At 37.1% G+C, this 22,534-nt stretch carries 10 protein-coding genes; 3 read left to right on the forward strand and 7 right to left on the reverse strand.

Annotation, left to right across the window (positions count from 1 at the left end):
* From accD to gyrB, 6 genes are all read right to left on the reverse strand, one after another.
* A complete protein-coding gene (gene accD, locus ACFIJK_RS02115; RefSeq protein WP_375625491.1) occupies window positions 1-921 on the reverse strand; it encodes an acetyl-CoA carboxylase, carboxyltransferase subunit beta in 921 nt (306 codons plus the stop codon).
* A 993-nt stretch (window positions 922-1,914) separates the two neighbouring features.
* Window positions 1,915-2,634, reverse strand: a complete 720-nt coding sequence (locus ACFIJK_RS02120; protein ID WP_375625490.1) for a sulfate transporter family protein — start codon at window positions 2,632-2,634, stop codon at window positions 1,915-1,917.
* Window positions 2,635-4,486: 1,852 nt separating this feature from the next.
* Window positions 4,487-5,908, reverse strand: coding sequence for a bifunctional phosphopantothenoylcysteine decarboxylase/phosphopantothenate--cysteine ligase CoaBC (coaBC, locus tag ACFIJK_RS02125; RefSeq protein WP_375626168.1), 1,422 nt, complete (start codon window positions 5,906-5,908; stop codon window positions 4,487-4,489).
* A gap of 68 nt (window positions 5,909-5,976) precedes the next feature.
* Entirely contained in the window at window positions 5,977-7,563 is a 1,587-nt protein-coding gene (gene ubiB, locus ACFIJK_RS02130; protein WP_375625488.1) for a 2-polyprenylphenol 6-hydroxylase, read from the reverse strand.
* A 2-nt stretch (window positions 7,564-7,565) separates the two neighbouring features.
* Window positions 7,566-8,348, reverse strand: a complete 783-nt coding sequence (gene ubiE, locus ACFIJK_RS02135; RefSeq protein WP_375626170.1) for a bifunctional demethylmenaquinone methyltransferase/2-methoxy-6-polyprenyl-1,4-benzoquinol methylase UbiE — start codon at window positions 8,346-8,348, stop codon at window positions 7,566-7,568.
* Window positions 8,349-8,466: 118 nt separating this feature from the next.
* Window positions 8,467-10,899, reverse strand: a complete 2,433-nt coding sequence (gene gyrB, locus ACFIJK_RS02140) for a DNA topoisomerase (ATP-hydrolyzing) subunit B (protein ID WP_375626172.1) — start codon at window positions 10,897-10,899, stop codon at window positions 8,467-8,469.
* Between the two features lie 1,350 nt (window positions 10,900-12,249).
* Here gyrB and ACFIJK_RS02145 point away from each other — a divergent pair.
* Window positions 12,250-13,155, forward strand: a complete 906-nt coding sequence (locus tag ACFIJK_RS02145; RefSeq protein ID WP_375626174.1) for a transporter substrate-binding domain-containing protein — start codon at window positions 12,250-12,252, stop codon at window positions 13,153-13,155.
* 11 nt (window positions 13,156-13,166) lie between these two features.
* On the opposite strand, the gene ACFIJK_RS02150 is transcribed toward ACFIJK_RS02145, so the two are convergent.
* The gene (locus ACFIJK_RS02150) at window positions 13,167-14,699 is read right to left on the reverse strand and encodes a YifB family Mg chelatase-like AAA ATPase (protein ID WP_273722401.1); all 1,533 of its coding nucleotides are present in this window, start codon (window positions 14,697-14,699) and stop codon (window positions 13,167-13,169) included.
* 406 nt (window positions 14,700-15,105) lie between these two features.
* Here ACFIJK_RS02150 and ACFIJK_RS02155 point away from each other — a divergent pair, with 406 nt between their 5' ends.
* Complete coding sequence (locus ACFIJK_RS02155; protein WP_273722402.1) at window positions 15,106-17,070, forward strand: autotransporter assembly complex family protein; 1,965 nt, start codon at window positions 15,106-15,108, stop codon at window positions 17,068-17,070.
* Window positions 17,070-21,728, forward strand: a complete 4,659-nt coding sequence (locus tag ACFIJK_RS02160; RefSeq protein WP_375626177.1) for a translocation/assembly module TamB domain-containing protein — start codon at window positions 17,070-17,072, stop codon at window positions 21,726-21,728. Before ACFIJK_RS02155 ends, ACFIJK_RS02160 begins: the two co-directional genes overlap by 1 nt.
* Window positions 21,729-22,534 lie beyond the last annotated feature (806 nt).

Below are 22,534 nucleotides of genomic sequence, written 5' to 3' on the forward strand. Positions count from 1 at the left end.
TTAAGCTGCTTTTGTCCTAGAAAGCGATGTTTGAAAGTCTGTTGGGGATGGATCGGAAGGGTTAAAAACAGCAGGGCGTTTCATCATCAAGCGTAAAAGACGCGCAATTGTTGTTTTCATTTCTAAACGCGATACAACCATATCAATCATACCATGTTCGAGCAGATATTCACTACTTTGAAAGCCTTCTGGTAGGGTTTCACGTATAGTTTGTTGAATCACACGTGGACCAGCAAAACCAATCATAGCGCCAGGTTCGGCAATGTGAATATCACCAAGCATGGCGTAAGAAGCAGTAACACCACCGGTGGTTGGATTAGTCAGCACAACAATATAGGGAAGTTTTGCTTCTTTCAACATTTCAATCGCTACAGTTGTACGAGGCATTTGCATCAACGAGAGCGTTCCTTCTTGCATGCGTGCGCCACCAGAAGCAGAAAAAAGAACTAACGGGCGCCTTTCGGCAATGGCAGTGTCAAAAGCTTTAATAATAGCTTCTCCTGAAGCCATACCGAGTGATCCACCCATAAAGGCGAAATCTTGAACAGTTGCAATAATTGGTAAGCCTTCAATCGTACCACGTGCACTTAAAATATTATCATCAACACCAAGTTTAGAACGATAATCTTTTAACCGGTCAATATAACGTTTTTCGTCACGAAATTTTAAAGGATCTGTTACAACCTTTGGATTTTCAAGAGCTGTATAAACACCATCATCAAAAAAATGCATGAGACGATTTTTAGCGCTGATACGCATATGATGGCCAGAATTGGGAGCGACAAATTGATTAGCTTCCAGATCTTTATGGAAGATCATTTCACCACTGGTAGGATCTTTAATCCATAGATTTTCTGGAATTTCACGGCGCCCCAATATAGAATTAATTTTAGGACGAACATAATTTGTAATCCAGTTCATCTTTATAACCTTCCTTTAAATATTACACATCTTTCGCATAATTTGAAAGAATATGAACCTAAGCAGTCACATTTGCTTTACCGGTGTAACAAAGAAGCCTATTTAATACTTTTATCAGTGTACGTATAGCTTGTTTTTTAATTTTTTAATTTTCCAATATCATAACAATCATATCTATGAAGAGTATTCCCTATAACAAATTTCTCATAAGTTTAAGAACTTACATGTTTTTATTTTTTTACTTTGGTATTAAAATTCACTCCTTGCGATGGTTAACAACCCCCTTATTTTTCAATAAAAATGAATATCCAATTAATCATTCGTATCAACAGTTTTGAAGAAAAGAAACCTTATAATATAAGGCGTTAACAAGGCTAAAATAATCCATTTAAGATAATGTATATGATAACACCATATTAGCGAAACGCTAACATCAGAGCAAGATTTTTTTCAAAAGGTTTTTTTAAAGCGCGCGCTTTTCACAATTAAAATAGAATACCCTCAAAAATGCTATCATATTACTCATTCATGTGCTTGTTTTACACAGATATTTTTCAATAATCCCCAAAACTCTCTTATGACGGTGCTCAGAAGAGTGTACACTCTCCATGAATGGTATAAAATACATTATGCTCTTCATTTTTACTGAAATAGAAGGTACAAATCGATACCATCATACTCTTTTCCAGTTTTAATGTGACGATAATGTTTGTATTGAGAGGATTCATAAAAGATATTTTACGCCTTTTTGAAAGTACTTTTATCCACACACCACCTTCGTTTATGACATATTAACAAACGATTTCAATTGATCCAATATGGATAGGATTAAAATGAGAAAGCCTCATGATATTTAGGTTTTTCACTCATGTTATGAAACGATAAATTATCTTTATAAATCAATATATTGCTTTAATAAAAGATAAAGCATAAGATTTTAATATTATGCTTTCTTTGGCTGGCAAGTTTTATTAGCCTTAAAGTCAAGTAACATTATTTTTGTGTAATGCGTGCCATGGTCTTTTGGGAAAGCATTTTGTGTAAATATGTCATAAAGGCGGCTGCAAAAAGCGGTGTTGATAAATTAAGAATTGGAATCGAAACAAAAAGCGCTATCAATAATCCTGCACCAAAAACCGTTGTATAATGAGTATGTAAAAAAGCACGTGCATCTTGCTCTGTTCGAAAACGATAAGCAGCAAACAAGAAATATTCATGACCAAGCAAATAACCATTAATAACATAAAAAGCGATTAAATTAATACCTGGTATGAAGAATAAAATAAAAGCAATTCCATTACCAAGAAGGCTTAAAATAACAAATTTAAAGGAAATGATAAGAGAACGCTGAAACGGCAAAGCTTGTCCAATAGGCTCGTTTGGGTAATCCTCTTTTTCAATGATTTCAGCAACAGAGTCAATGAAAAAACCACCAATCATAGCTGCGATTGGTGCAATCAAAAAAGCCAACAAAAGAGCCAAACCAAGATTAAAAATGATAAGCACGCTAAAACCAATCCATCCCGCCCAACTAGGGAGTCCAGGAAGAAACTGAGCAATCCAGGGCCAAAAGTAAGACACAAAAAGTTGGTGCACACATAACCATAAAATGGCGAGAATGAAAAAAGTAATCCCCAATGCTTTCAGTATCATAATACTATATTGCGAGGTCAGAAGACGTTGTAAAGCACGATAGGCAGCAGTAAAAATCATAGATTAATAAACTAAGGAAAGAAGCAAAAAAACAAGAAATATATTTAAAGAATGCACAGTGTAATTTTTTATTTTTTGAATTACAAGATTTCTTTTCAAGAACATTATAAAAAACGGCTAAGGCTTCTTTGTTTAAAATAAAATTTGAATAAATAGAAATTTTGATTTTTAAAAATCAAGAAGAATTTAAAAAGCAGCTGTTGTAGAAGAAATTTTTAATATTTTTCTACAGAGTGCAGGTTATTGCGTTTATATGATATATGTGAAAAATTAAGGAATAAGAACTATTTGGGAGGAAAGTTGTTGACTTCTATTTATTCAGTAGTGTTGTCTAACTTCGTTTATCTACGTGCTTAATTGTTTTGTACAATTCCTAATGCTCTGTACTTTTATACTATTTGGCGGCATGCTTTTGCCTCTCGCTTTTATTCAAAACATATTGAGTTCAATGGAATCGGAGTAACGTAGTAGCTTGTAGATATTCTGATTTGGGCAACAGAATGATTAATATGATAGAAGTGGAAAATAAGCTTAGGCGATTGATCGTCCATATCCCATGGAAGGGTAATTTCTTGAGAAGAAGCAAAGAGTGGGAGACACCACTGATGATTAAAAATGATGAGATTTTGAATTTTAAAAGCTATAAGTGCAATGAAGTAGAATTCATTGAAGCACTTTTCATACAAGTGGTACACTGTATCAAATAATTTTTAGATAATAACACCATTAATTTATGAAGAGAATTGATCATTTTCAACTTGAATAAGAATCCAAAATATAGAAATATTCTTTAATTTCAAAGCCTTTATTCAACATCAAAAAATTATTTACTTGCACATTATAGGCGAGACCAATGTATGGATACAAAGCTTTCGATAAAGGACTAAAAATGCTTCTCATGAAACATCACAATGTGAGGATATCATGGATCAAATTCTAGTCTTTGTGGTCTTGGTATGCTGGAGAGAGGACACACACATTTAATTTTAAAGACCGATCACTGAGGAAAATAATAAAGGCGTCAGTTTCATAAACTTATAGACAGTGGTGCAATGAATTTTATCTACACTCTTTATGAGCATCAGTGTAAGATATGCTTCAAATTGTATTGAGATGTTAAAATACATTGATTTATTACATTATTTTTCATAGTGAATAAGAGCTTCAAATAAAGTTGTCATATTTTCTCATTAGCTGCTCTCATCATGAAATAATCAAAATCATTTACTTGCACATCATAAATAGGAGCAATATCGGGATAAAAACATTGAAGAAAGAAAATGCTTTTATAAATTTTATTCAGTGCAAGAGCTTTCTCAAAATTGATAATAGGCAAAGTGAATGATAGCTTGTTTTTTTATAAGCTGGGGAGACAGTGGTGCAATAGATCCTACTTTTGTATGAAGACTATGGCAATTTTTTAAAGAAACATTTCCCAACAGTGCCTGTGAATGGTATAAGGGTAAAGCTCTCGTGAATAATATAAAACTTATAGGGCACCACTATCTTTACACTTAATAAAAGAGCACGGCGGGCACCATCATTCTCTCAGTATTGCTCGACAGCTCTGTTCTTGAGACGGTCCATTATAAGCGTTTTTAGTTCTTTCTTAAACGTTTTGTATTCATACGGCTATCCTTCTTTGCAACGTGCAAGAAAATGGTTTTTATTGATTCAACATGAGAGAGATTTGAAATGAGAGAATCTTACGATATTCGGGATTCTAATTTAATATGAACAACGCTAGATTATCACTATAAATCAAAATATTGTATACTAATCGAGATAGATAGACACCTATTGTTAGTTCTATTTTATAAGGTGTTTTAATATGAATGCATTTGAAGGGTTATTATTTGAAATGGGGTATATTTTCCTCATGAGGAGTAGGTGTTTGGGGGGCAAAAAATGATACAATCATGTTTGCTAATTTTTGCGCTACGTGTTGTTTACTCATATGGGGCCATTGTTCAACTTTTTCCTTACTCACGAGATAAACTTGATTTGTATCAGCACCCATGACACTTGTGCCATCTAGTTGAAGAGAAATATCATTAGCAAGAATGAAATCAGCTCCTTTTTCAACACATTTTTTTTGCGCATTGGCAATGATATCACATGTTTCAGCAGCAAAACCAATGACCAATGAGGGGCGATTTGGAGCGTGTCCAATCGTTGCTAAAATGTCAGGATTTTCGACCATATGAAGGGATGGTGGTATTTTATGAGCATTCTTTTTAATTTTGTGTAAAGACTGCGTTTGACTGCGCCAATCACAAACAGCGGCAACGAAGATGGCACCATCAGCAGGCAATGCGGTTTGAACGGCTTGTAACATCTGTTGTGCTGTTTCAACATGAATGGTTTTTACTTCTTGTGGGTCTGCAAGATTAACAGGTCCACAAATAAGTGTTATTTTTGCACCCAAATGCGCAAGAGCGGTTGCGATGGCATGACCTTGTTTTCCTGAAGATCGATTAGCAAGATAACGCACCGGATCAATTGGTTCATGGGTAGGGCCAGAGGTAACGATGAAATGGCGGTCAGAGAGAGGTTTTTCATGCACATTCAAAAGAGCCTCTATGGTAGCGACAATCGTTAAAGGTTCACTCATGCGCCCATATCCTATCTCGTCACGTTCAGCCATATTTCCGATTTCTGGTCCAATGATATGAACGCCATCTGCGCGCAGTTGTGCAACATTGCGAATAGTGGCCGGATGCGCCCACATGGACGGATTCATAGCAGGTGCAATTAAGAGTGGACAGCGTGCCGCTAAAAGAATGCAATCAGCCAGATCATCTCCTATGCCATTGGCTATTTTTGCAATGCGATTGGCTGTAGCAGGGGCTAAAATAATAAGGTCAGCATTACGTGCTAATCGGATATGTCCAATATCGTGTTCTTCTTCGCGTGAAAATAAATCAGTATATACAGTACTACCGCTTAAAGCTTCAGCGGCTAAAGGCGTAATAAATTTTTGTGCTGCTTTTGTCATCACAACTTTTAAGTGTGCTCCACGTTCTTGTAAACGGCGCATCAAATCAAGTGCTTTATAGGATGCAATACTTCCTCCAATAATAAGAAGGAGAGATTTTGATTTCAATGATTGCACTTCAACAGCACTAGTATGAGAGAGTTGTGTGGTGTAAGGAGTGGGATTGCTTAAAAGGCGTCGGACTTCTTCTTCCATAGAAATACCATTTTTCGCGGCGCGTATGCGCAAAGCTTCTTTGGTTTCAGGAGACAGGTTACGAATAGTAATACTGGCCATAAAATACCTCCAAGAAATAAAATGATTGCAATGATTTCATTATTGATATTTTTAGCATATTAAGGAAATTAGAAAAGATGAAAAAAGTAAAAAGTGAGACAAACGCAACAAAGCGCAATGATGAAAAGGCTATAACGACCATAACGGTTTCTGCGACTTTGTTCGACAGCAAGTTGTTTGAGGGTGGCAGGAGAAAGATTAAAACCTGTTTTTCTCATTTGATCTAAATCTTCTTCTATCCGTTGGAAATTTTGAACCAATTGTGGTGTTTTGCGTGCCAGCGAAAGGAGAGCTTGCGCTCCTTCACTAAAGTCTTTTGCAACGCCTACGGGCCCTAAATTTTTACTAATCCATTCTTTGACAACAGGTTCAGAAGCTTTCCACATATTAAAAGTGGGGTCTAATGTGCGGGCAACACCTTCCACGACAACCATCGTTTTTTGCAGCAATAAAAGTTCAGGTCGCGTTTGCATGTCAAATAATTCAGTGACTTCAAACAATAAAGTGAGCAATTTAGCCATGGAAATGCTTTGTGCTGATTGTCCGTGTATTGGTTCACCAATAGCGCGGTTGGCTTGCGCAAAGCTTTCAATATTATGGTATGAAGGAACATAACCTGCTTCAAAATGGGCGCGTGCAACCCGATGGTAATCGCGGGTAATAAAGCCGTAAAGAATTTCAGCAAGGAAATGCTTTTCTTTTTTGCCAAGTCTTCCTGTAATGCCTAGATCAACAGCAACAATACATCCTTTTGCATCTACAAATAAATTACCAGGATGCATATCGGCGTGAAAAAAACCATCACGCAATGTATGACGAAGAAAAGATTGAATAAGCGTAATGGCAAGCGCCTGCAAATCAAATCCTGCTTCTTTGAGTTTGGAAATTTCGGATATTCTGATACCATCAATCCATTCCATTGTGAGAACATTACGTCCTGTCCGTTCCCAGTCAATACGCGGAACCCGAAAGCCTGTATCATGTTGAATATTTTCAGCCATTTCAGATATAGCTGCTGCTTCTAACCGTAAATCCATTTCAAGGCGTGTTGTTTGTGCTAAAGTATCCACCACACGAACAGGACGAAGCCTTCGAGAGGCAGGGATATAGCGCTCTTGTAAGTGAGCAATGAGATAGAATCCTCTAAGATCTTTAGAAAAACGCGCTCTGATATTAGGACGAATAACTTTTACAGCACATTTTTTCTTATGACCAGTTTCATCACTGTATTCAGCTGGGTGAACTTGAGCAATAGAAGCGGCAGCAATGGGGGGATAAAAATTTATGAATAAATCATCGATAGAGCGACCAAGAGAACTTTCAATTTGAGCGACAGCGGCAGTGCAAGAAAATGTTTGGACACGATCTTGTAGTTGTGACAAATCTTCCGCAATATCACGCCCAACAATATCAGGTCTTGTGGCAAGAAATTGACCAAGTTTTATGTAAGAGGGTCCAAGCTTATTAATGGCATACGAAATATTTTCAGAACGCTGTTTTTTTTTTGTTTTGCGTCGTGCTAATGCACTCGCTATACGATGACATAGCGCTGGAAATCCTTGAAGGTCATCATGAGGAAGAGCACTTAAAACACCTTCACGTGTTAAAACCCATCCTGCACGCATCAATTGAAAGTAAGGGGAAATTTGCACCATTTTTAAATTTTCCAACCTGAATGCAGTGCTGCAATCGCACCGGTGAGATTACGGTACGATACCCGCGAAAATCCCGCATGCTTGATCATATGGGCAAAATCATCTTGCTTAGGAAATTTGCGGATAGATTCAACCAAATAACGATAAGCATCACCATCATTTGCAATAAATTGACCCAGCTTAGGGATAGCATGGAAAGACCAAAGATCATAAATTTTATCGAGCCAAGGCATCTCGACATTTGAAAATTCTAAACATAAAAAACGTCCACCGAGCTTTAAAACACGAAAAGCTTCTCTAAGAGCTTGATCAATATGAGGAACATTGCGAATTCCAAAAGCAATAGTGTAAGCGTCAAAGCTTTGATCTTCAAAAGGTAGATTTTCTGCATTGGCTTCAACAAAATCAATCAGAGGAGCAAGACCATTTTTTTGTGCGCGTTTTTTGCCAACGTTGAGCATTGAGCCATTAATATCAAGCACTGTAGCATGGGCTTTTTGGCGTGAAGCATTAAGAATACGAAAAGCAATATCACCTGTACCACCAGCGACATCAAGAACTTTCCAATGAGAAAGTGCTGGTGGGGAAAGCCAAGAAATCATGGAATTTTTCCACACACGGTGTAGCCCTAAGGATAAGATATCATTCATCTTGTCATAATTTTCAGCAACAGAATGAAACACACCATCCACCATGGATTGTTTTTGTGTTTCATCTACTCTTGTAAAACCAAAAGAGTGCTCCATGCCACCCTTGGCTCCTACACGTTCTGTTTCAACTGCCATGTGTATGACCTTCCTTATTTTTCTTTTATCGTAAATGAAATAAAGAGGGAATGTTCAAATACGAAAAAACAACGTATAAAACTGCGACATTTACACAGCTAAAAACAGAAGAGTACCTTTAGATATCAAGATTGGCAACGCTTAAGGCATTGTCTTGAATAAAAATACGTCTAGGTTCAACTTCATCACCCATGAGACGAGAAAAGAGTGAATCTGCATCGGTTGCATCATTAATTTTTACTTGCAAAAGAGAACGTGCATTAGGATCAAGCGTTGTTTCCCAAAGCTGTTCAGCATTCATTTCCCCAAGGCCTTTATAACGTTGAAGAGTAACACCTTTTTTACCATTTGTAAAAATGCTTTCTAAAAGGCTCATAGGACCAAAAATACGCTCTGTTTTATCTTTGCGACGTAAAAGAACAGGAGGATGATATATGTCGATAAAATTTTGAGAAATGCGATCAATTTGGCGTGCGTCAGTTGAATTTATAAGTCCCACATCAAGCGTAACAACATCTTTAACACCACGCAAAATACGCTCAAAACATAAGTTTCCATCTGCTGTATATTGTCCACTCCAACCTTGTTCCATATCATCAGCAATCAGATTAAGGCGGTGTGCTATAGTATCTGCTATTTTTTGCGCTTTTTCTTGTGTTGCAAAGACTTCAAGATTAAAAGCGCCAACAATTGCTGCTTGTTCAACAATATTACGATCATAACGGGTATGAAGACCATCTAAAAGTTGACGTAATATACGAGCATCTTTAGCGAGTTGATACAAATCAGCCCCTGCACGAACTTCTCCCGTTGAAAGCTCAAGCGTTGTTTCTTCTAATCCAGTATCGATCAAGAATTCTTCAAATGCTGCTTCATTTTTAATATATTGGGAAGATTTTCCACGCGATACTTTATAAAGAGGAGGCTGAGCAATATAAAGATGTCCACGTTCAATCAACTCGGGCATTTGTCTAAAAAAGAAAGTGAGCAGCAAAGTTCGAATATGGGCTCCATCAACGTCCGCATCTGTCATGATAATAATCTTATGATAACGTAACTTATCCGGTGAAAATTCATCTTTACCGATAGACGTTCCAAGAGCTGTAATAAGTGTTCCAATCATATCAGATGAAAGCATGCGGTCGAAACGTGCTCGTTCAACATTGAGGATTTTACCACGAAGGGGTAAAATTGCTTGATTTTGACGTGAGCGCCCACTTTTTGCTGAACCGCCAGCCGAATCCCCCTCGACAATAAAGATTTCTGATTTTGCAGGATCACGTTCTTGGCAATCGGCAAGCTTTCCTGGCAGAGAAGTGATATCAAGCGCCCCTTTTCGTCTTGTGAGCTCACGTGCTTTACGTGCTGCTTCACGTGCTGTTGCAGCTTCTACCACTTTACTAATAAGAAGTTTTGCTTCATGAGGATGTTCTTCCAGCCACACTGAAAGACCTTCATTGACCAAACTTTCAACAATAGGGCGCACTTCAGAAGAGACTAACTTATCCTTTGTTTGTGAAGAAAATTTTGGATCAGGAACTTTGACAGAAAGAATAGCTGTTAATCCTTCACGGCAGTCATCACCGGTTAAGTTCACTTTTTCTTTTTTAGCAATACCTGAAGATTCAGCATAGCCATTAATTTGACGCGTAAGGGCACTTCTAAAACCTATCAAATGAGTTCCACCGTCACGCTGAGGAATATTATTGGTAAAACACAAGACTTTCTCATGATAAGAATCATTCCACCATAGGGCAACATCAACGCTCATACCATCCTTTTCACTTGCAATGTAAATAGGATTATCAAGCAGGGCTTTTTTTGATTGATCAATATATTTGACAAACTCCGTTAATCCACCTTCATAATGTAATTCAACTGATTTAGTATCAGCATGACGCTCGTCAACAAGGAGAATATAAACCCCAGAATTTAGAAAGGCCAATTCCCGTAAACGGCGCTCCAAAGTTTCAAAATCAAACTCAACCATAGTAAAAGTTTCAGAACTTGGTAAAAATCTGATTTCTGTTCCACTTTCTTTATCGCAATCGCCAATAATTTTTAATGGAGCATCAGCCACTCCGTGGGTAAATGATATTTCATGAATTTTACCATTCCGTCTGATTTGCAATTTAAGCCAAACGGATAATGCATTCACAACTGAGACGCCAACACCGTGTAATCCACCTGAAACTTTATAAGAATTTTGATCAAACTTTCCGCCGGCATGAAGCTGTGTCATAATAACTTCAGCTGCAGAAACACCCTCTGTTGGGTGGATATCTGTTGGAATCCCACGTCCATTATCACGAACAGAACAAGAACCATCAGCATGGAGTGTGACGTTTACAAGAGTAGCATGACCAGCTAAAGCTTCATCGATAGCATTGTCTACAACTTCATAGACCATATGGTGTAAACCTGATCCATCATCAGTATCACCAATATACATACCAGGACGTTTGCGTACAGCATCAAGACCTTTGAGGACTTTGATAGAAGAAGCGCCATAATCATCACTTTGTGCCGCTGAGGTTATTTCATCACTCATAAGTTAGTCCATTCCTGTGTTCAATTTACAATATTCTATCTGCTTTTTTAAAGCTTAATGTTCTGATCAGTTATTTATGGAATAACCACATTAAACATTTACCGTATATCAGAACTAGATTCAATATCTGTCGATATATAATGAAGAGAATGATGAAATGAGATTGTACTGTTATGTCGTAAAACTCCGTCATTTAGGGCGGTGATATAAGGAAAGTAAGCACTACCTTGATACATTAAGTATTTTTAAAGTGCGTGGTGAATATTCGGAGCAGGGTTTATTTGTATAATCTTTAGTTAAATGAAGCGCATGAGTGGATAGCCCCGAGGAATTAGTCGAGAGAAGCAGGATTGTCTAGACGTCAACGCTAATAGGAATCCTTTTCCTTTGAGAGTGGGGATGAGGTCAATTAAGCTTTACAATAATGATGCTATTTATTTTGTTTATTTTTGCATATGCGTGATGTTTCAAAATTAGTTATACATTTTTGTGTTAAACTAACAAAGGTCTTACTTGTTTTATCCATAAATCAATTTTCAATTCTAATGCTGCCGTATATTTAAAACAAAGGTTACGAGCTCTCTAAGCAGCTCAAATTTTTGTATATTAGATTGAGGCGAAAATATTGGGTATATTAGACTGTGTATATTAGTTTATGTTATCTTTAAAATGTGGAAAATATAAAGGCGTAAATGTAAAAGCACGTTTCCACTATCGTTCTTTTATTCAGTTTTACAACTTTTAAAAACGTTTACGGCGATGTTTTTAAAGAATGGGGGTGATGACGCATTGTCTTACGCTTTTGTTTTTCTCATTTCTGTAATGGAGGTTACGTCCCTTATTTAAAACAAAGCCCATTGCACTGTTATTCACGCGCTTTTTTAAGAAACATCTCTCAATGTTCCTAAACTCATTTTAAAACGATGTTTGAATAGTATAACGCAAAATACCCTGTGAATACTACAAGATTCATGTCCCTCATTTTGCCCATATTGACAATAAGGCACAAACCAGCATCATCATTTTATTTTCCGGTTCTTAAATGTTGATGCAACCTTAATGTTGAGAAAACCCTCGGCATTTGAAGGGTATTTTTACTCTTTTCTTTAATAGTGTCTATATACTCCCTCTGGTTGTGATACGCAAGAAAATGGTTTTGATAAAATGGAGTGTGCCACTAAAGTATGTACAGCTTATTTCTTATATTTAAAAAATCAAATCGCCTTTCTCTCAAATTACTTTTTATAAATAGCAAGAATTTTATTTATTAAACGCCAGATATTTTGGTGAAGTGCGTTAGATAATAATTGAGAAGGGTTGCATCTTAGCTTTAAAAATGGGGGAGAGATTTTGAAAATAAAAAAATCTATATATATAAAACATCTTCAATTGCGTTTATGGTACTTTTTATTCAATAATCCATACAATATTTTTATTCGTATTTTATTTGTAGCAGGGGGGGTTCTATTTTCCTCTTACGGAGAAGCTGAAAGGTTGCCTTCTTTTTTTGATTCGCATGAACATTTGGTACAACCTGATACGACGGATATTCTTCGTTTGCGTTTTGTAACAACTTTTGATTTTCCTCCTTTTAATTTCCTTGATCAAACGGGGCATCTTGCAGGTTATAATATCGATTTATTGCGCGCTATTTGCTCAAAATTAAAATTAGAGAAGCTTTGTGAAGTAGAAGTAATTCCTTGGAAAGAGCTTGTAGAATATGTTAAAAATGGTGGTGCAGAAGTCATTATTGCGGGTTTAAAAGAAACAAGTAAAACCCAGCAAGATCTTGTTTTTACAAAGTCATATTTGCGCTTTCCAGCGCGATTTGTTGCTTCTCGACTTTTAGATCTCGATGAGCCAATAAGCGATCAATTGGTGCATTTAACCAGTGGTGTTTTGTCTAAAAGTATTCACGAAAAGCTCTTTCATCATTATTTTCCTAAAGCAAAATGGCAAGAATTTAAAAAGAGAGAAGAGCTCTATAAAGCATTACAGGAGCGTAAAATTGACCTTATTTTTGATGATGGATTTGCTTTATCGTTATGGTTCAAAAAACAAAAATCTGTTGATTGCTGTCATTTTGTTGGGGGGGCATATATGGCGCCACAGTTATTGGGACAAGGAATGCAGCTTGCTGTTGGAAAAAAGAATGAAAAATTGGTTGATATACTCAATTATGCGCTGAAATCTCTAGAAGAGGATGGTAAACTTACAGAACTTTATTTGCGGTATTTTCCAATAAGTTTTTATTGATGAATAGTTTTTTAATTAAGAGCTGTTAATCTTTCTGTGCCTAGTCGATAGGAAATAGCTTCTGCGAGATGATAGCGTGAAAGATTATCTGATTCGTCAAGATCAGCAATTGTGCGTGCAACTTTGAGAATGCGATGATAAGCGCGTGCAGAGAGGTGCATTTTTTCACTCACATCTCGTAAGAGTGTGGTCGCACTTTTATCAGGAATGGCAATCTGTTCTATAATTTTGGCAGGGCAATCGCCATTGGTGCGAATATGATCAAACCCCATTGTTGCAAAACGTTTAGCTTGAATGGTACGGCATCGTGCGACGCGTTTGGCAACATCGCAGCTTTTTTCTGATTGTTCTGGTTGCATAAGGTCCATAGCTGTCAAAGCAGGGACATCAATCCGTAAATCAATTCGGTCAAGCAGAGGACCAGAAATACGGGACTGATAATCGATTTGGCAGCGTATTCCTTTAGCGCAAACATGGTCTTTTTCGCCTGCCATACCACAACGGCAAGGATTCATTGCGGCAATGAGTTGGAAGCGAGCAGGATAGCTAATATGGTGATTAGCGCGGGCGATAACCGATTCCCCACTTTCTAAGGGTTGACGAAGAGAATCAAGAACCTGCGGAGAAAATTCAGGCAATTCATCAAGAAATAACACACCATTATGGGCAAGGGAGACCTCTCCCGGTCGTCCTTTAAGTCCCCCACCAATCATTGCGGCCATGGAAGCAGAATGATGTGGGGAACGAAAGGGGCAATGAAGTGAAATGGTATTATGAACCGCTTCTCCTGTAATAGAAGCAATCAGAGAGACATCTAAAAGCTCACGGCTATCAAGAGGTGGCAAAATGGAAGGTAAGCGTTGCGCTAACATAGATTTCCCAGCACCAGGAGGTCCTACAAACAAGAGGTTATGGCGTCCAGCAGCACAAACTTCTAAGGCACGTTTGGCTGTTTTCTGTCCTTTGATTTCGCAAAGATCTGGAAGTTCAGTTTCGATAGTATATTGGCGCGGTTGTGGACGTTTTTGAATTTGGGTTCCTTTGAAATGGTTGACTATAGTGAGCAGAGTCTCTGGGGCAAGAATATTTATTTCTGCATTTGCCCAAGCAGCTTCAGGTCCACATTGGAAAGGACAAATCAGTCCTTTATCGAGTGATAAAGCTGTCATGGCAGCTGGTAAAACACCATTAACAGCGGTAAGTGAACCATCCAGTGATAATTCTCCTAAAATGATATAGTCTTGTGCTACTTCGGGAGGGAGGATTCCCATAGCAAGCATTAAGCCTACGGCGATTGGCAAATCATAATGCGAGCCCTCTTTAGGCAAATCAGCTGGTGCAAGATTAATCGTAATCCGTTTAGTAGGCATAGAAAGTCCACAAGCGTGGAGGGCTGCTTGTACACGTTCACGGCTTTCTGCAACTGCTTTATCAGCTAATCCAACAATAGCCATTCCTATTTTACCAGATGAAATCATAACCTGTACATCCACAGGGACTGCTTCTAGACCGCGAAAAGCGACAGTTGTAACACGTGCGATCATTTGTTTATTTCCCCCTTTAGACTTTGTAGAGACAATCATATCTATGCATAAAAATCAAGAAGCATCTCTATGGTTTTTTTTATAGAGAGATCTATATACGTAGGCAGTTTTTTAGCGTTCTCATGGAAAGTCATTTGTACAAATTTAACCATGATAGTATGGAACGCAATAAAACGTTTATAATAAGCTAAATAAATATGTTAAGGAAAAAGAATGAGGCTGTTCGTGTTATGCAACAGTGCAGAATTTTATGAAAATATAAGGGGAGGGTGACGTTATGTATCGCAGAATGTTATTTGATGTGATAAAACGTGTAAAATGTGCAAAGTAATTATATTTACCTTTCCCATTTTTATATTATTTAAAGTGTAGTAGATGCAAAGTGTATTATAAGGTATCTGATTTTATGGTATACCAGGCAAGAATTTTGTTAAAATCAGGGACTGTGCGCTGTGTATTTATAGGCTTGTGTTTCGCTTTTGCTTTTCCACAGCCACTTGCTGCATTTGATTTTTTCGGCATACCTTTTTTTGGTCAAAAGAAAACAAATTCTCCTTCAAATTATGCCAAAAGTACAGAGAGATTTTATAAAGTTGATGTTGTTGCTCCGCCAGGCGCGCCATTAGAAGGTATAAAAATAGTTAAATCTGTTTCTTCTCTTGTTGCTGATAAAGAGAAAGCGTCCGCCAGTTCTTCTGGTTTGCTAGCCAAGGCGCGTTCAGATTATCGAGCAATTCTTTCTGCTCTTTATGCTGATGGACGCTACGGTGGTGTTATTAGTATTAAAATTAATGGCTTAGAAGTCGCTGATTTAAGTCCGGTAACTCAACTTCCAGCACAATCCAATATTGTTATTACAATTAATGCCGGTCCACAATATGTTTTTAGTATTGCAGATATTGATAAAGTAGCTCCGTTTGAAAAACGTAAAGCGCATAAAATGCCCACAATTGAAGAATTGGGCTATAAAGTTGGGGCTATTGCTAAATCTGAAACCATTTTGAAAGCAGAAAAATGGGCGATAGAAGGATGGCGTCAACAAGGTTATGCCAAAGCTAAAATTATGAAAAGTGAGGTCGTGGCTGATCATGCTGCGTTGCGTGTTGAAGGACGGATTGTTGTTGATCTTGGACAAAAGGCTCATTATGGTCCTTTAAGTGTGCGTAATATAAGTAATAAACCACGTGTAGATTCAGCTTATATCGCATGGATGACCGGATTGAAGCAAGGTCAGAAATACGATTCCGATGCGTTAGCGAAGGCAAATGAACGTCTTGCGCGCCTTGGTGTTTTTCGTGCTATCAATATACGTGAGGCTGATACCATTAATCTAGATGGCAGTTTACCGCTTTCACTTGTTGTACAAGAACGTAAACCGCGTCGTTTTGGTGTAGGCGGTAGCTATTCAACATTAGATGGTGCTGGTTTTGAAGCTTATTGGATGCATAACAATCTTTTTGGTCATGCAGAGGTTCTTAAAATTGAAACAAAAATAAGTGGTGTTGGTAGCAATAAAAAGCAATCGTATAATTTTAAAAATTTTGATTATCTTTTCGGTGGTACGTTTATAAAGCCTGGTGTACTCACGCCAGATACAGATCTCAGATCAGAATTAAAAATACAACAAGATGTTCTAGAAAATTATACGACAAAGGCCATCAAAGGAAGATTAGGAATTACACATATTTTCAATGGTAATCTATCGGGACAGGCTGCTGTAGAAGTTTCAAATGGTTATTCACGTGATATTTATTTTGGGAGCCGTAATTTTACAACAATAGGTTTCCCTAGCGGTTTGATTTACGATAGTCGTAATAATAAGCTTAATGCAACAAAAGGTTTATATGGTGAAGTTTTCATTGAGCCTTTTTATGAGATGCGTTTTAGCAACTTTGTTGCAAAAGTAACAGCAGAAGGTCGTTCTTATTGGGCGTTGGATGAAGGGAATCGTTTTGTTTTTGCTACGCGGGCAAAGCTTGGTACAATTCTTGGGAATGATACAGCACAAATCCCCGCGAATACGCTTTTTTTTGCTGGTGGTGGGGGCTCTGTTCGTGGTTATGCTTACCGTAATATTGGTATCAAAACAGAAAATGATGCGGTTGTTGGTGGACGGGCAGTTGTTGAGGGATCGGCAGAATTGCGTGTTTCTTTAAATGATAAAATAGGGTTTGTCGGTTTTCTTGATGGAGGTGCCGTAGGGGAAAAGGCGAATTTTGATTTTTCTCAAAAAATTAAATGGGGAGCCGGTATAGGAGGTCGTTATATGACGGGTCTTGGTCCTTTACGCGTTGATTTAGCCTTTCCTTTAAAGAGAGAGAAGGGTGATCCTCGCATTGGTTTTTATGTGGGTATAGGGCAAGCATTTTAATGAAAAAAGGTGTACATTTATCAGCTTTCTTCTTTGTATTTTTGTTTTTTGGGGTGGGTGGTTTTGTTTTTGCGCAAAGAGGAGATACTCTTCCCTCTAGCGAAATGAAAACAGATGATCGCTCATGGTTTGTTTCTTTAATTGAACGAAAGCTTTCAACGCCCAATCGTCAAGTTCGTTTACATAATATACAAGGGACACTGTCTTCTCAAACATCAATTGATGCTATTACTGTCAGTGATAAAAAAGGGGTTTGGCTTAAAATTACCAATGCTAAAATGGATTGGAATCGTCTAGCGTTGCTGAGAGGGCGGATGGACATTAACCAGCTTTCGGCAGAACAGGTTACATTTTTACGCAAACCGCAAGGCAATTCTTCTTTTGTTTCTTCCCTTGGGACGGGCAAGTTCTCTTTACCAAAATTGCCGCTTGCTCTTTCTATCAATACGCTTATAGCTCAACATGTGACATTTGAACAGAATCTTTTTGGTTTTTCTGCTGATATGTCATTAAAAGGTAATCTCACTTTGGCTAGTGGTAATTTTGATGTCGATATAGCGGCGCATCGTTTAGATGCACCAGGTTCTTTTTCTGTTGTCACCAAGATATCTGATAGTAATCGTACAGCTCAAATTGATATTTCTGCTAACGAACCACAAAATGGTATTTTGGCGAATATTTTTAACATTGAACAACGTCCAGCATTAAATCTCGTCGTGAAAGGTGATGGTACTTTTGATGATTTGGTTATCAAACTTTCTTTAGAGTCCGATCATCATTCTATTTTAGATGGTAATGTTATTCTTGCAAGTGTTCCAGAAGGACACAGTTTTTCTACGAAACTAGAGGGAACACTGAGCCCTTTAATACCTTCTCAATATCGTAGTCTCTTCGAATCTGATATAACATTAAAAGCAAAGACAAGAAGAACAAAAGAAGGTGTGACACACCTTGATCAGATGGTTATTCAGAGCAAAGCAATGAATGTTATAGCCAATGCTGAAATAACCGCTGATGGATTTTTGCGGCGGCTTTTTGTTGATGGTAAAATGGCTCTTGATAACGAACAGGAGTCTATTCATTTACCTGTATCGGAAGTATCAAAACCTGCGAATACTCTTGCTTTGAACATTGACTATGGTCGCGAAGGGCAACAATCTTGGAATGGGCGGTTGGTTGTAGGTCATTTAAGCAATAAAAATATTTATATTCGCGATGCAATTTTTGATATGGGAGGAGTAAGCGAAAATCTTGATAATGCAGCTTCTCGTCATGTTGGTGTTCAGGTTAAAGGAACGCTTCAAGGGGTTAAAAAAATTAAGGGAGCGTTAGTAGAAAATTTAAGCCAAGCGGTTCATGTGCATTTAGATACGGATATTGTTTCGGATAAACCAATTTTGATTCATGATCTGAGTGTTACGGCTCAGGGTTTTTCTTCTTGGTTAAAAGGGACAATGGAGGGTTTTGTTTTTAAAGGCGATCTCGGTTTAAAAGCTCAAACATTAACTCCTTTGGAAGTGTTCAGTAAACAATCACTTTCTGGTAGTGCAGATATTAAAGCCAAAGGAACGATCAATTTATTGAGTGGCATTTTTGATCTCCAATTATCAGGAATGGCTGACGATATGAAAATAGGCGTGCAGTCTTTTGATCGTTTATTCAAAGGAAACATCACTCTTTCAGGTGGTGCTACTCGAAATACGAAGGGTTTCATTTTTCGTCATTTTAATTTGAAAAATCAATATACAAACATAAAGGCTAATGGTTATTTTTCAGATGAAAGCGCTAAAATGGATCTATCTGCTGAAATATCTGATTTGTCCAAATTAGATCCAAAGATAAGCGGTGCGCTTACGATTGAAAGTACGGCGAGAGGGCGCAATAGCCATATAAAACTAAATACACGTGCTCATATTGCTGAAGCATTAATCGTAGGGAAGAAACTTCAAAACACAACATTTAACATAGATGCACTTATAGATAATACAGCACCAGTTACTGCTTTAACGGGGGTGGTAAAAGGTGAAGGGATTTTTGCTAAGAAACCTTTGCATTTATCGGCCTCTTTTAAAGATTCTCATAAAATTCGAAAACTTGAAAATATCGATATTAGAGGGGGAAGTGCAAAAATAACGGGTGCTCTTTCTCAACAACTTGGGGGGGGGTTGAAAGGAGCGTTGCATATTGATGCCGATGATATTTCTGTACTTTCAGCGTTATTTTTGCAGGATGGTAGTGGAAAAGTAAAAGGAGATTTTATTTTTGATGAACAAAATGGCAGACAAAAAACCAATGTGAAGGCGCATGTTAGCCATTTGAATTTTTCCAAGAATAAAATAAAAAAATTGGCAATAGATGCTGACATATTCGATCCTTTTGGCATGACACAGTTTGAAGGAGTTATCAATGCAGAACATATTCAAACACCTTTGATAATGGTCAATCGTTTAAATGCTCACGCCGATAGAAATAATGGACAAACGGTTTTTACTGTCCAAGCGATGTTGCATGATACTCTCAATGCACAGCTTTCTGGTCGTTTAATGGTTGAGGAACTTCCAGACAGTATAAAACGAGAAGTGCAAATTGAAACTGTGGATCTAAAACAACACATTTTTCATGCAACATTGCTGAAACCATCCATAATTGCTTTTGATAAAGATGGAATGACAATCAATGAATTAGGAATTGCAATAAATGGAGGCAACATCATCTTAGCAGGGAATATTCAAGATACCCTGAATTTGCAACTTACAATGAATGCGCTTCCTGCTACTTTAGTCAATCTGTGGAAAGCCGATCTTGGAGCAGCAGGGAGTGTAACAGGGCATGTTATGATTCGTGGTCATTTAAAAAAACCTGATATAACGTACGATATAAAAGGTGAGGGACTGACAACCGTTGCTTTTCAAGATAAAAAAATTATGCCTTTTTCTCTTTCTGCTACGGGAAACACTGTAGATCAAAATCTTACTTTAAATGCAAATTTAACAGGAGAAGGAGTACAAGCAGAAGCTCAGGGGCATGTATCTCTAGAGAAAAATACGCTTGATCTTCATATTAATTTGCAAAATTTATCTGCACGTTTGGCGAATGGTTTTATTGCAGGACAAGCGCTTGATGGGACACTGATAGGCAAAATTGATATTGGTGGAATAATGAAGGATCCATCTGCTCATTTTGAGCTTTCTAGTGAAAATTTAACCGCTATGACGCATAAAGGACCAATGTCAATCAATATAAATGCTCGTGGTTCTTATAAAAAATCGACATTTCATATTGAAAATATGATAGCTACTGGAGATAAAGGATTAGATCTTTCCGTCCATGGGCCTGTATCTCTTAATCGTTCAGAGGCAAAATTAAACGTTAAAGGGATAATGCCTCTTGATTTTGTTAATCTCTTATTAGCTAAGCGTGGTGCACATATAACGGGTACAGCAAGAATTGATACAGTTCTTAATGGAACGTTATCAAAGCCACAATTGATAGGAAATATTTCTATAGGCGACGGTAGCTTTTTTGATTCACAAACAAATGTAGGATTGAATAATATAACGCTTGAAGGCAAATTAAATGGTGATCATATCCTTATAGAGAAAGCTTCAGCTTCTTCGTTTGAGGGGGGGAGAATTTCTGCTTCAGGTCGTATCTCTAATGGTCTAGAGACAGATTTGATATTTCATCTTGATAATGCCAATTATAATGATGGTTCTATGATTCTGGCAACATTGTCAGGTGAGATGACAATGAAAGGTCATTTTTTAAATGATCTTGTTGTTGGTGGTGATATCATCGTTGAAAAAGCTGAAGTTTTTGTTCCTGATCATTTTAAAAGTGCTAAGTTTCTTGATATTAGAAATAAGAATTTAACTAAATCGATTCAAACAACACTTGAACGTGCTGATGTTAAGAAAACGAACAAAAGCAAAAGCCGTATAGTTACACAAGAATCTTCATCTGTCGTGTTATCAAATATGAGTATTACAGCACGCAATCAATTTTTTGTACGCGGAAAAGGCTTAGATGCTGAACTTGGAGGACGCATTAATCTAGCAGGCCCATTGAATGATGTGCATCCAGTTGGTGAATTTAGAATGATTCGTGGACGTTTTGATATTCTTTCGCAACGTCTTAATTTTGATCAAGGGCAAGCGAGTTTTAGCGGTAATCTTAATCCTACGGTTTATTTTGTAACCAACAATAACAGTGGTGATATTCGCGTCACTGTAACGGTAAGTGGGACGATTGATAATCTTGATATTAATTTTTCTTCACAACCGAATTTGCCTCAGGATGAGATTTTGGCGCGTTTGATTTTTAATCGCTCTCTTAATGAATTATCACCATTTCAGATTGCTCAACTTGCAGCAGCAGCGGCTGATCTTGCAGGTGCTTCTAATACATCTTTGTTGAATACTTTACGAACTAAAATTGGGCTTGATGATCTTGATGTTATCGTTAATGAGAAGGGTAATACAGGCTTACGTATTGGACGCTACATACACAATAATATTTATTTGGGCTTTGAAGCAGGGTCCGATGGAACGACGAAAGGAACAATTAATTTAGATATTTCGCGTCATCTCAAAGCTAAAGGTGCCATAGGAAATGAACAAAATTCTAGCATTGGTCTCTTTTATGAAAGAGATTATTAAAGATTGAATTTAAAAAATAAATTCTTTGTCTTTTGTCTCTCATTTCTAAATCTGAGGAAGGATACATAGACTAGAAATCCTATAAAAGAAGAAGATTTTTTGAGGCGTGAAGAAATATATCTGAAATATTCGATTTTTGTTTATTGTGTTTTTGAATGAGATCACTTTTCTTATAATGAATAGCCCCCCAAACAGAACACTCCAAAATATAACACTATTGTGTTGCAAATTCATGTGCTTGTTTTAAAGAAACATTTCTCAATGTGGCTTGAGCCTATTTCATAAGATTGCTTGTGAAATGATATAAAGTACCTCTTATGAATGGTATAAAATCCATACTACCATTGTTAATAAAGGTATAAGTATTTATTAAAGATATAAGCCGGCATTATCATTCTATTTTCCAGCTTCTCATGTTGCCGACAATCTTTTCACTTGAAAATGTAGAGGTATTTTTATTGCTTATCTTAAGAGTTTTTATGCATACACCAATATCTCTTATGACGTACAACAAGTGCTTTTGATTAATTCATCATAAATATAGAGAAAATTTACAATAAGCAAATTACATCTTATCTTTTATTTAAGATGTAAAGTAATAAATTATGATTATAAATCAAAGTATTAAAATGCAGGTCAAAAGATATTTTTTGTAAAAATGTTTATCAGAGTTATATGCCGTATTTTTCTATTTAGGCGGTTAAAAGAAAGAGGAATGTCATTTTACTTTTCATCTGTTTTTTTTCATATTGAAATCATAGCCTTATATAAGCACTAACGTTGTGCATTTATAAACTCTTCAAGAA

It is taken from the genome of Bartonella sp. PS17NMGDW, assembly GCF_042193555.1.
In the GTDB taxonomy this organism is placed as follows: domain Bacteria; phylum Pseudomonadota; class Alphaproteobacteria; order Rhizobiales; family Rhizobiaceae; genus Bartonella; species Bartonella grahamii.